The organism is Flavobacterium ustbae, assembly GCF_003946915.1.
In the GTDB taxonomy this organism is placed as follows: domain Bacteria; phylum Bacteroidota; class Bacteroidia; order Flavobacteriales; family Flavobacteriaceae; genus Flavobacterium; species Flavobacterium ustbae.
Map to the genome: position 1 here is coordinate 1 of NZ_RPOC01000002.1, position 12597 is coordinate 12597.

Consider the following 12597-nt stretch of genomic DNA (forward strand, 5'->3'; position numbering starts at 1 on the left):
CTTCTTTAAAACCAATTCTACGCATTCTAACTTAAATGCATAGTCATACTTTACTTTTCTTTCCATAAAAAATGCCCCCAAATAGTGTCTAACTTTTTGGGGGCAGTGCATCTAGAAACGGCTTTTGTTATTTTAGAAAGTTTGACTTTTAGAGAACTTCTCCCTTAATTTTAAGAGCGACTCTTCCGTCGGGATAGTTTACTGCATTTGTTTCGACAGTAATAGTTTTACGAATAGGTCCTGCAACCATATTATATTTTACATCGATTTTTCCTTTTTTGCCCGGCATAATTGCTGCCGCAGGTTTTGTAACAATGATTGAACTTACTGTAGATTCTGCACCTGTAATTAATAGAGGAGCATCTCCAGTGTTTGTAAATTCAAAAGAACGAAGTCCGTTGTCACCTTTAGAAATTTTTCCATAATCAATTGTATTATCAGGGGCTGCAAATTCAATTTTTGGGCCATTTTGTGCATAACTTATTGCGCTAAACAATAAGACTGCAATAAAAGAGGCTGCATTTTTCATATGAAATCTTTTTTTAATTGTAAGTAAATATACATTCTTTTAATTAACACACAAATTATTATTTCTCTTTTTATAGTCTACTTAATTATTTACTTTTGCTGTCAGTTATAATTACAAAAATTGAACCAAATTTTTGTTTAACTGTTTAATCGTTTATTTGTTTAATCGCATGGATTAATATGTAAATGATTTTTTTTAAAGCAGAAAAACAAATAGATAAGTCAATTAAAGCCAACGATAAAGCCGATTAAACGGTTAAACAAATAAACGATTAAACAAATTATATAAATGACAATTCCAGCACAATTTGACGCTAAGACGATTGAGAGTAAATGGTATGATTACTGGATGAAAAACAATTATTTTCATTCAGAACCAGATCATAGAACGCCGTACACCATTGTAATCCCGCCGCCAAACGTCACTGGAGTCCTTCACATGGGACATATGCTGAATAATACGATTCAAGATGTTTTAATTCGTAGAGCACGCTTAAAAGGATTCAACGCTTGTTGGGTTCCAGGAACTGATCACGCTTCTATTGCAACTGAAGCAAAAGTTGTGGCGAAATTAAAAGCAGAAGGAATCAATAAAAACGATTTAACTCGCGAAGAATTCCTAAAACATGCTTGGGAATGGACCGATAAATACGGCGGAACAATCTTAGAGCAGCTTAAAAAATTAGGTGCTTCTTGCGATTGGGAACGCACTAAGTTTACTATGGATCCAGATATGTCTGCTTCTGTAATTCGTTCTTTTGTTGATTTATACAATAAAGGATTAATTTACCGCGGTTACCGAATGGTAAACTGGGATCCTGAAGCGAAAACTACTTTATCTGACGAAGAAGTTATTTACGAAGAACAGCAAGGAAAGTTATTTTTCTTAAAATATAAAATTGAAGGTTCAGAAGATTTCTTGACTATTGCAACGACACGTCCTGAGACTATCTTTGGAGATACTGCTATCTGTATCAATCCGAATGATGAGCGTTTTACACATTTAAAAGGTAAAAAAGCGATCGTTCCAATTTGTGGCAGAGTAATTCCAATTATCGAAGACGAATATGTAGATGTAGAATTCGGAACAGGATGTTTGAAAGTTACGCCTGCGCACGATATGAACGATAAAACTTTGGGTGAAAAACATAATCTTGAAATCGTTGATATTTTTAATGAAGACGCAACTTTAAACAGCTTCGGATTACACTATCAAGGAAAAGACCGTTTTGTGGTTCGTACCGAAATTGCAAAAGAACTGGAAGAAATTGGCGCTTTAGCAAAAACAGAAATCTACTTAAATAAAGTAGGAACTTCTGAAAGAACAAAAGCGGTAATCGAACCAAGATTATCTGACCAATGGTTCTTAAAAATGGAAGAATTGGTAAAACCAGCGATAAAATCAGTTTTAGAAACGGGAGATATCAAATTACATCCAAAACGTTTCGAAAATACATACGCGCATTGGTTAAACAACATTCGCGATTGGAATATTTCTCGTCAATTATGGTGGGGACAGCAAATTCCAGCATATTATTATGGAGATGGAAAAGAAGATTTCGTTGTTGCAGAAAACATCGAAGATGCTTTAGTTTTAGCCAAAGAAAGAACGAATAACCCAGAACTTACAACTTCTAACCTTAAGCAAGATGTTGATGCCCTAGATACTTGGTTCTCATCTTGGTTGTGGCCAATGTCTGTTTTTGGTGGTATTATGGATCCTGAAAGTCCAGATTTTAAATATTATTATCCAACAAATGACTTAGTAACAGGTCCGGATATTTTGTTTTTCTGGGTAGCGAGAATGATTATTGCAGGTTACGAATATGCGGGTGAAAAACCATTCACCAATGTATATTTAACTGGTTTGGTACGTGATAAACAACGCCGTAAAATGTCTAAATCATTAGGAAATTCTCCTGATCCTTTAGACTTGATTGATAAGTTTAGTGCAGACGGAGTTCGTGTAGGATTGCTTTTAAGTGCTTCTGCAGGAAACGATATTATGTTTGATGAAGAATTATGCAGTCAAGGAAAAGCGTTTTCAAACAAAATTTGGAATGCTTTCAAATTGATTAAAGGTTGGGAGGTTTCAGATTCAATTCCGCAGCCAGAATCTTCAAAAGTAGCAATCGAATGGTACGAAGCGAAATTACAGCAGACTTTAGTTGATATTGAAGATAATTTCGAAAAATACAGAATTTCAGATTCATTAATGGCGATCTACAAATTGGTTTGGGATGATTTCTGTTCTTGGTTCTTAGAAATGATTAAACCAGCATACCAACAGCCAATTGACAGCGTAACTTTCGCGAAAGCGATCGAAATGTTAGAAAACAATTTGAAATTGCTTCATCCGTTTATGCCTTTCTTGACAGAGGAAATCTGGCAGTTAATCGCTGACAGAACGCCAGAAGAAGCTTTAATTGTTTCGACTTGGCCAGAAGTAAAACCATTTGATGCTAAATTGATTTCTGATTTTGAAAACTCAATTGAGGTAATTTCTGGAATTAGAACAATCAGAAAAGACAAAAATATTCCGTTTAAAGATGCAATCGAATTAAAAGGAATCAACAGCGAAAATGTTTCAACGTATTTTGATTCAATTATCACGAAATTAGGAAACGTTTCTGCTTTCGAATATGTTTCTGAAAAAGTAGACGGCGCATTGTCTTTCCGTGTAAAATCAAATGAATATTTCATTCCGATTACAGGAAATATTGACGTTGAAGCTGAAATTGCAAAACTGACAGAAGAATTAAACTATACAAAAGGTTTCTTGAAATCGGTAGAAGCAAAACTTTCTAACGAGAAATTCGTAAACGGAGCTCCAGAGAAAGTTCTTAATTTAGAAAAACAAAAACATGCCGATGCTTTAGCAAAAATTGCTACAATCGAGCAGAGTTTGGCTGGTTTGAAATAATACGCTTAATAGCCACGAATTCACGAATTTTTTTAACATTCGCTAGTTCAATTTATGGCGAAAAAAAATGGCATTTTAAAATGTTAAACCCGACAGGCTTTAAAAACCTGTCGGGTTTTCGCATAAATTAACTATGTCACGAATTCATAAATTAATTATTTTACAAAGATTGTAAAAAATAAAATTCGTGAATTCGTGGCTATCTTTTTTTCTTCAAAACCAAAAACAAAGGATAAGAAACTACAGCAATTCCAACAATAATAATAAAACTAATAGGATCGCTGTAAACGAATCCTCCAAGTAATGCAATGGAGAATATAATAGCAAGTATGGTTGTCCACGGATACCAAAAAGAACGGTAAGGTCTTGGTAAATTAGGTTCTTTGGTTCTTAATTTTAAAAGTGAATAATAAGCCAATCCCCAAACAATTATAGAGATAAAAGCGGCGAAAGAAAACAAGACTTCAAAAGAGCCGATGCAGATTAAAAATAAGCTGAAAAACGAAGAAACTAAAAGCGCGACAATTGGTGTTCCGCCTTTGTTTACTGTTGTTCCTTGTTTAATAAAAAATCCATCACGGCTTAATCCGTAAAGAATTCTCGGCGGGATCATCATAAAAGCATTCAAAATACTGATTAAAGAAAAAATTGAAATTACCGTTACGATTTTTGCTCCGTTTTCTCCAAAAAGAATTTTCGCCACGTCTGCTGCTGCAAGATTAGATTTTGCTAAAGTTTCGATTGGCAGAACATGAAAAAAAGCTGCATTTACCAAAATATAAATCGCCACAACAAGCAAAACTCCGCTGTACAATGATTTCGGAATATTTTTGCTCGGATCATCATTTTCTTCGGCAAAAAAGCAAACCGCATTCCATCCGTTGTACGTTCCTATAATAAGCTGTAACGATTTAAAAAATCCAAAAACTAGTCCGATTTGAAAGATGGAATTATCTGTTTTTATTCTAGGAACTTCAACTCCAGAATACATAAAACAAGCCACAACCAAGGCCACAAAGCAAATTACTTTTAAAAGACTTGTAATTTGTTGAATGACACTTCCATTTTTTACACCGCTTAAATGCAGTAATACAAATGCAACCAATAAGGAAATAGATAAAAGGGTAGAATAATGGGCCAATTGCGGAAAGAGTATAATCGTGTATTCGCTAATTACGATACAATAAAAAGCAGGTGGAATAGCATTTACGATATAATCGTACCAGCCAGAAAGAAATCCAGCATATTCGCCCAAAGCTCTTTTAATATAATTGTAAGATCCGCCAGCTTTTGGCAGCATTGTCGCCAATTCAGAATAGGAATTAGCTCCCAGTAAAACATATAAACCTCCAAAAAGCCAAGAAGCCAAAATAAGCCAGTAGTTATTTAGCATTTCAGCAATTGTTCCAGGTGTTCTTAAAATTCCGACACCAATTGTTCCTCCAATTAAAACGGCAATATTAAAACTTAGGCCTAAACTTTTTTGCAATTGGTTTTTCTTGGAATCTGACATTTCGAGTTCGTTTTTAGGGATATAATTTCAAACAAAAATAGTGGTTTTTATGCGTATTTTATTTCCTATTTAAAGCAAAAAAAAACCTTGCCAAAAAGCAAGGTTTTTTAAATTGAAATTAAATCTAAGAATGAGTTTTTCTAAAATTATTTTACTGCAATTTGATAAGTAGCCATTTTCCAGATTTCATCGTATTTTTTTCCGTTGTGTTCACCAGAAGCTTTGTCTGTGTGTGCATATTCAACCATATAATTTCCAGACCAGATTGGAGTAAAAGAGAATTCTCCTTTATCGTTTGTCCATAATTCTTTTTCCCATCCGTTTGGTGCAATAACTTTGATTTTTGCTTCTTTAGCAATAGCGCCATCATAAGAAGCAACTCCAGTTACTTTAGCATCTTTTTTTGCAACATCTGCATTTTCTGAGAATACAGCAATTTTGTTTGAATTTGCCGTAATGCTATTTCCTGCATTTTTATTTCCAACCACAACAGTTGCGCTAGAATTATAGTCTAATTTCATTGTTCCGTAAACATCTCCAACTGTGTGCTGCATTACAATTGTGTAAACACCATCTTCTGTTGGAGTAAAAAACGCCTGATATTTGTTGTCTAATGCTTTTGTAGTCAGTTTAGTTTCTTTTTTTGACGGACTTACCACAACCAAGCTGAAATTTTTCAAATCAGAAAACCATTTGTCAGCTTTTGTAATGTCATTATCAGAGAATTCTCCAAAGTAAATAGAAATTTCCTGAGCTTTACCTTTTGTTCCAGTTGCTTTAGTTTCGATCCAAAGAGCGTGTGCAAACATTGGAGCTGATGCCAGCATTACAAAGAAAAAAGCTATGATTTTAAAAGTATTTGATTTCATACGATCAAGTTTAAATTATTAGATGATATTTTTTACAAACATAAGTGTTATTTAGAACAATTAAAAATAAAATCTTAAAAAAGCTTACTTTTAAAATAGACTATCTAGAATTCGTTTTCTTTTTATTTTTTCTTCCCCACCAAATTAAGAAACCTGTTATAGGCAAACTTGCTGAAACTAGACTGGCAAAAAAAGCCAGCACTTTTCCAGGGAATCCGAGAATACTGCCAACGTGCAGATCGTAATTTATAAATCTAAATTTTTCGCCACCACTTTTATCATTATAAGTTGTAACTCTAAGCGGTTTGGCAGTAGAGCGGTCAAAGTCCATTGAGATATCATCAAAACGGTTTTTGTATCGCACAAAAGTTTGAAAAGTGGCTAAGGAATCATCTGCTTTTGGAAGGAACAAATAATAGCTTTTTGCTTTCGGATTGGCTTTTCTTGTTGCAGCATATATTTTGTCTGTGGCTGTATTTTTAGAATATTGTGTGGTGTCAGAAACTAGTTTTTCTTTTACAATTGTTTTTCCACCATTAAACAGCCATTGAACTCCTTTATCGTAACATTCAAAAGCCCAAACCAATCCTGTCAAAGCAATTATTAAAGCGAAAATCAACATATAATATCCTAGAATATTATGCAGATCATAATTTTTGCGTTTCCATTTTGTGGTGTTTTTCCACTGAAACCAAAAACGCTGTTTGGCAGCACTTTTATTTTTTGGCCACCAGAGAATTAAACCTGTAATTAGTGAAATAATAAATATAATGGTCGCCGTTCCTGTTATTGGGTCGCCAATTGTACTGTTTAAACAAAGTGTCTGATGGAGCATTCGAACAAAAACAAAAAACTCAGAGTTGTATTCTTCGAGTTTTTCTACAGCTCCAGTATATGGGTTTATGTAAGCATATGTACTTTGATAGCGATTCCAGTACCAGATGGCATCTTTGTCTAGTTCTTCAAAAAACCAAATGATTACAGTCCGTTTTTCATCATTAATAATTCTGGCTCCAGAAAGTTTTTGGTTAGGATTATCTTTTGCGTTTGCTTCTACGGCAATATTTATGAGCTGGCTAATAGGAAGTTTTTTGTCTTTGACTTGATCTACATAATAGTAGTCATGAATTATGGGACGTAATTCTTCTTCAAATGCATACAGACAGCCTGTAATTCCAAGTATAATTACGATTATCCCTGAAGATAGTCCTAACCACAAATGTATTTTGAGTATTAGTTTTTTAAAAGTCATTTATAAAAAGTCTTGTCATCAAAAAAGCACCTCATGATTTTAAACAGAGATGCTTTTTATTATTTTAATTTTAGTTTAGTCTTAAAACTTGATCGTTAAATTAGCTAGAATGTTTGTAGGCGCTTGAGATGTACCCCAGAAATCCCAGTACTTTTCGTTGGTTATATTATTGAATTTTAAGCCAACTCTCCATGACGAATGATCGTAATATACAGACGCATTGTATGTAGTATAAGACGGCATATAAAAAGTATTATCTGCTGTAAAGAAATTATCGTCTACATAGTTGGCACCAAAACCTAACCCTAAACCTTTTAGTTTGTTTTGGAAAGTATATGAAGTCCAGAAGTTCACTACATTTTCAGGAGAACCAGTTGCTTTGTTTCCTTCAATTGTAGCATCAGAAGCTTTTACAATTCTGTTATCATTGTATCCATAACCTGCTACAATGCTTAAACCATTGATAGGAGTTGCCGTCAATTCAAAATCGAAACCTTTACTTACTTGTTTGCCATCTTGTTCTGTAAAACCAGATGCGTTAAGTCTTGTTGCATTATCAATCGTAATATTGTAGTAGCTTACAGAACCACTCAATTTTTTATTGAATGCTTCGGCTTTAATTCCTCCTTCATATTGTACAGCATAAATAGGATCTAAAACTAATATAGAAGCATCTGGCTGCGTTACTGGCTGCATATTTTGAAACCCATTCATGTAGTTTCCAAATACAGAAACTTGGTCTTTTACCAGTTCATAAACCAATCCTAATTTTGGAGCTAAAGCAGTTTGGTTGTAACCTTCAACGGCACCTATTTTTTCGCGATCAAAATTATCCAAACGTAGACTTAGCATTGCAGAAAGACGATCTGTAAAGTTGATTACATCACACGCATATACGCTAAAAGTTTTTTGATCTGCAAGCGGAGAAGTGGTAAGAACAAGACCAGCATCGACTGCTTTTCTTCTAATAGGAGAGAATGGCGCTGTAACATCAATATTATCAAGAGTAAATGTACTTCCTCCAGAAAATGCACCACTATAAAGTCTGTAATTTATACCAGCAAGAAATTTATGTTTAATGCTTCCTGTAGCAAATTTACCATTTAAATTTTCCTGAATGTTAGTGTAGTTGTTGTAAATAGGTCCCCAAAGTCCAACGCGCCTAGCGACTTGAGTTGGAGAACTCCAAACGGCGTAACTCTGGTAACTGCGTTCTACATCTTCTCCAACAAACGAAAATACAGTTGTAGATTTCCAGTTTTCTGAGATTTCATATTCTGCCTGTGCAAAAACTTTGGTCGCTTTTGTTTTAGCATCATTGTCATCATGAAACATCGATTTTCTGTAATCAATTTTCAAATCATTCGGATTTGTAATTCCAGAAGTTGCTCCGTAAGTATTGTAAGTTCGTCTTGTATTGTTTACATTATAAAGTTCGGCATCGATGTTGAAAGTCAATTTTTCTGAAGCTTTATAAGTAAGACTTGGCGCAAAAAGCAAAGCATTATTAAAACCATAATCAAGAAAACTTTTTTCTCTGTTTACCGCCATATTTATTCTAAACAAAACGCTTTTGTCTTTGTTTAACGGCGTATTGACATCAGCAGTAAGACGGTTTAAGCCAAAACTTCCAGTTGTGTACGAGATTTCGGCAGCAGTAATTTCATGAGGTTTTTTAGTTACTAAATTTACTACCCCTCCAAATGAAGATACGGTAGAACCAAATAAAGTTCCAGATGGCCCTTTTAGCACTTCAATGCGTTCTACGTTTCCAAGATCAACAGAAGAACGCCCAGATACTGTTTCCATTCCGTTTCTTGCATTAATTCCGGTAGAGAAACCCCTAAAAATTACACCGACACCTCCAGATGGATAACTGATTGAAACTACACCAGGAGAATTTTGAACTGCGCTTCTAATATCTACCGAAACCTGTTCTTGTAATAACTCTTTATGAATTATGCTGTAAACTTGTGGATTTTCAAGATTTTTAAGAGGCATTCTCGCAACATAATCTGTTTTTTTAGAAACAATACTTTTTGGACTGCTAATAATAACTTCTTTTAATTCTTTATTCGAAACTTTCAGCTGTAAATTTACTTCGGTGGTTTCGTTTTCTGTCACTACAACTTCAGTTTCTGCAGTTTCGTAACCAGCTAGAGAGACTTGAAGCGTATAAGTATTCGCTTTAACTTTATTGAAATCAAAGCTGCCGTCATCATTAGAAACGGTGCCGTATTTAGAATTTTTAAGAATAATGTTTACACCAGCCGCAGGTTCGCTGTCAGAAGTGGTAATGGTTCCTTTAATTTTTCCGTGATTTTGTGCAAAGGCAGATAAGAACGAAAATAAAAAACTGATTGTAAGTAGAAAACGCATAGTTTTCAAATTGAGGTAATTCATTGGTACTTTTTTATTGGTTTATAAAACTGTTCTTATTTAGAATAAATAAAAACAGTGCAAATGTAAAAATTAAATTAATCTTAACAATTTTTATTTTTATCATTTATAAACGAAATTGTTAAATGTTGATTCTGGAGAGATTACTAGAAATTCTTATTTATAATTGTAGTGCCATAAACTTTAAAAAGGTTTAATTTTGCAGTCTGAAAAAACAACTTCATGATTTTACCATTCTTTAAAAAAATCCAAAATACACCTAGAGGATATCGTATTGCCAATACTGTTTTTTTCTTTCTTTCGGGTTTTGGTTATTCTTCTTGGGTTTCGAGAATTCCACATATACAAGCACAATTGCATTTGTCTGAAGCCGAATTTGGAGCAGTTTTATTCGCTTTTCCGATAGGTTTAATGCTAACGATGCCTTTTACAGGAAAATTGTTAAACAAATACAGCAGCCGTTATATTATGCTCTTGGGAGCCGTTATGTTTAATGTTGCGCTGTCATTGCCAGGTTTGGCGGCATTTGTGTGGCAGTTGGTAATCATACTTTTATTCTTTGGAGCTTCTCGAAATATCTTCAACTTATCTATAAATGCACAGTCTCTCGAAGTGCAGAAACTCTATCCAAAATCGATTATAACACGTTTTCATGCAGTTTGGAGTATTGCAGTTTTTTCAGGCGCAGGTTTAGGTTATGTCATGGTTACGCAAAAGATTGCGCCATCTCATCATTTATTGGGTGTAAGTGTTTTTATGCTAGCGCTGACGGCTTGTTTTTATCCGATGAGTATTCATAATGAGCCAGTTCCTGTAAAAAAGAAATTCTTTTCTATGCCAGAAAAGAATCTGATAAAATTTGCTCTGATTTGTTTTGTTTCAATGGCTTGCGAAAACACCATGTACGACTGGAGCGGAATTTATTTCGAAAATATTCTAAAAGCTTCACCAAAATTGACCAGTGCGGCGTTTGTATTTTTTGCTTCGGCAGTAACTTTAGGACGTATATTTGGAGACTACGGTGTAATGAAATTTGGAACTAAAAAAATCTTGCTTTACAGCGGAATATTAATAACAGCTGGTTTCGGCGTTTGTTTTGTTCTGCCGTATGCTTACCCCACTATTTTTGGTTATGTTTTAATCGGATTTGGGGTTTCTTGTGTGGTTCCGCTAGTATTTAGTATTGCAGGGAGATCTTCAAAATTGAGTAGTGGTTCGGCTTTGACTTCTATATCTACAATTGGCTATTTAGGATTTTTATTGGTTCCGCCAATGGTTGGTTTTATCTCCGAATATTTAAGTATGAAATGGGCATTTTTAGTTATGGCCATTTTAGGAATTCTGATGATTTTTATGGTGAATAAGATCGGGGAGAATGAGTGATTTTTTTTTTAAGCTTGTAAGGTGCTGAGGTGCTAAGGTTTTTTGCCACGAAGGCGCTAAGACATAAAGTTTTTTTGTTTAATTTAAGTTTGCTAAGATTCTAAGTTTCAGTTTTGCAGCGAAGACGCTAAGGCAGGAAGTTTTTAATTTTTTTAATCTCGCAAAGTCGCGGAGTCGCAAAGTTTAGAATTCCGTAGGAATGAACCATTTTGTAGCTACGTCCCGAAGCTTCGGGATTAATCCGTGGGGTTTATGAAACGAAACCAATTCGAAAATTCCGTAGGAATGAATTATTTTGTAGCCACGTCCCGAAGCTTCGGGATTAATCCGTGGGGATATGGAAATAATACCGAGCAAAAGTTCCGTAGGAACGACACATTTATTGCCGTGCTAATTTATCTTTTCTTCATTAGAAACTTTTCAGAAGCCGTTTTACCTTTTTTCATTCCGAAAATTTCTGCGACAAGAGAATCATTTCCAACTTTATTGTATACAATTTTAGAAGGATAATCGTGTTTCGGGTTTTCAAAAACAATTTGATTGTCGGTAGACGTAGTCATTTCAAAAGTTACTGGAAGTTCGTCATTTTGTCCTGGAACAGTAACCGTAAAAGATAATTTGCCATTTTTATCTTCAAGATTTACATGTTCTCCAAAAACAGTGTCTTTTCCTCCAACAACAAAGTAAGATTCGCCAAAATAAACCGAATCATTTACTTTTTTCCAGCGTTCTGTAAGTTCGCCTTCTTCAGATTTATTGCCCCATTCGCCAATAAACCACGAAGCTTTTTCGATATTAGATTTTGTTTTTAGGGGAGTTTCTATTTTGATTTCTTTTTTACAAGAAGTTATAACTGTCAAACCAAGTACTAAGAATAAAGAAAAATATAGCTTCATGATGATTTATTTTAAGTTAAAGTTTCTAATAATATAGTCTTAAAAAAAATGCTTTTTAAAGGGAGGACAACCTTTGTACATCCTTTGACTTCGATCAGGAAGACAAAAAATATAAAAAAAACTTCGTGCCTTAGTGCCTTCGTGGCAAAACAAAAATCTTATTTCTTAGTAAAAACAAACTTTTCCGAACTTGGTTTGCCATTTAGATTCCCAGAAATTTCAGCTGTCAAAGTATTATTGGCGCCTTTTGAATAAACAATCTTTTGAGGATAATCATGTTTTGCATTTTCGAAAACCAATTGCTGATCGGTTTCAGAAGTTGAAGGGAAGAAAACCGGTTTATCTTCGTTTTGGCCTTTTACAGTTGCTTTATAAGTCAATGTTTCACCCAATTGAGCCAAAACAATAGTTTCAAAATGTAAAGTATCTTTTCCTTTAATAAAATAAGATGAAGCGCTAAAAGTACTGTCGTTTAATTTCTGCCAGTTCTCAGATAAAATACCTTCAGGAGAAGTATTTTCCCAGTTTCCGATTAACCAGTCGGCTTTTTTGATTTTATCTTTCTCGATCGTTTCTTTTTTCTGGCAAGAAACAAAAGCTATAATAAAGGCTATAAGAGTAATTTTCTGAAACATATTTATGAGATTTTGGGTTTAATAGTGGTACTAAAGTATGAATTTTTTTTTCAGCCACGAATTCACGAATTTTTTTACCACAGATTATCTGGATTAAAAAGATTTTTTTTAGCCACGAATTTCACTAATTTGCGCGAATTTTTTTGATCGTTACTTTGATTTTGTTTCACGCAGATTTAAAAAGATTTAAGCAGATTT

The 12597-nt window shown here is 34.1% G+C and carries 9 protein-coding genes; 2 read left to right on the top strand and 7 right to left on the bottom strand.

Annotated elements, in window-relative coordinates; translation table 11 throughout:
• Positions 1-148 precede the first annotated feature (148 nt).
• Positions 149-529, bottom strand: coding sequence for a DUF1573 domain-containing protein (locus tag EG814_RS03875; RefSeq protein WP_125719114.1), 381 nt, complete (start codon positions 527-529; stop codon positions 149-151).
• Positions 530-817: 288 nt separating this feature from the next.
• Here EG814_RS03875 and EG814_RS03880 point away from each other — a divergent pair, with 288 nt between their 5' ends.
• Positions 818-3451 (top strand): valine--tRNA ligase, encoded by a 2634-nt coding sequence (locus tag EG814_RS03880; protein ID WP_125719116.1) that lies wholly within the window; start codon positions 818-820, stop codon positions 3449-3451.
• Positions 3452-3650: 199 nt separating this feature from the next.
• Here EG814_RS03880 and EG814_RS03885 read toward each other — a convergent pair whose 3' ends face one another.
• From EG814_RS03885 to EG814_RS03900, 4 genes are all read right to left on the bottom strand, one after another.
• Positions 3651-4964: an APC family permease gene (locus EG814_RS03885; RefSeq protein WP_125719118.1), complete on the bottom strand. Its 1314-nt coding sequence runs from the start codon at positions 4962-4964 to the stop codon at positions 3651-3653.
• 146 nt (positions 4965-5110) lie between these two features.
• Positions 5111-5833 carry a DUF4198 domain-containing protein gene (locus EG814_RS03890; RefSeq protein WP_125719120.1) on the bottom strand — a complete coding sequence of 241 codons (723 nt, stop codon included), beginning with the start codon at positions 5831-5833 and terminating at the stop codon, positions 5111-5113.
• A gap of 100 nt (positions 5834-5933) precedes the next feature.
• Complete coding sequence (locus EG814_RS03895; RefSeq protein ID WP_125719122.1) at positions 5934-7085, bottom strand: PepSY-associated TM helix domain-containing protein; 1152 nt, start codon at positions 7083-7085, stop codon at positions 5934-5936.
• Between the two features lie 81 nt (positions 7086-7166).
• Positions 7167-9488, bottom strand: a complete 2322-nt coding sequence (locus EG814_RS03900; RefSeq protein ID WP_125719124.1) for a TonB-dependent receptor — start codon at positions 9486-9488, stop codon at positions 7167-7169.
• 219 nt (positions 9489-9707) lie between these two features.
• Between EG814_RS03900 and EG814_RS03905 the strand changes: the two genes are divergently transcribed.
• Positions 9708-10868, top strand: a complete 1161-nt coding sequence (locus EG814_RS03905) for an MFS transporter (RefSeq protein ID WP_125719126.1) — start codon at positions 9708-9710, stop codon at positions 10866-10868.
• A gap of 395 nt (positions 10869-11263) precedes the next feature.
• Here EG814_RS03905 and EG814_RS03910 read toward each other — a convergent pair whose 3' ends face one another.
• Together EG814_RS03910 and EG814_RS03915 are read right to left on the bottom strand one after the other, a co-directional pair.
• A complete protein-coding gene (locus tag EG814_RS03910) occupies positions 11264-11764 on the bottom strand; it encodes a DUF6265 family protein (RefSeq protein WP_125719128.1) in 501 nt (166 codons plus the stop codon).
• Between the two features lie 158 nt (positions 11765-11922).
• Complete coding sequence (locus EG814_RS03915) at positions 11923-12399, bottom strand: DUF6265 family protein (RefSeq protein WP_125719130.1); 477 nt, start codon at positions 12397-12399, stop codon at positions 11923-11925.
• Positions 12400-12597 lie beyond the last annotated feature (198 nt).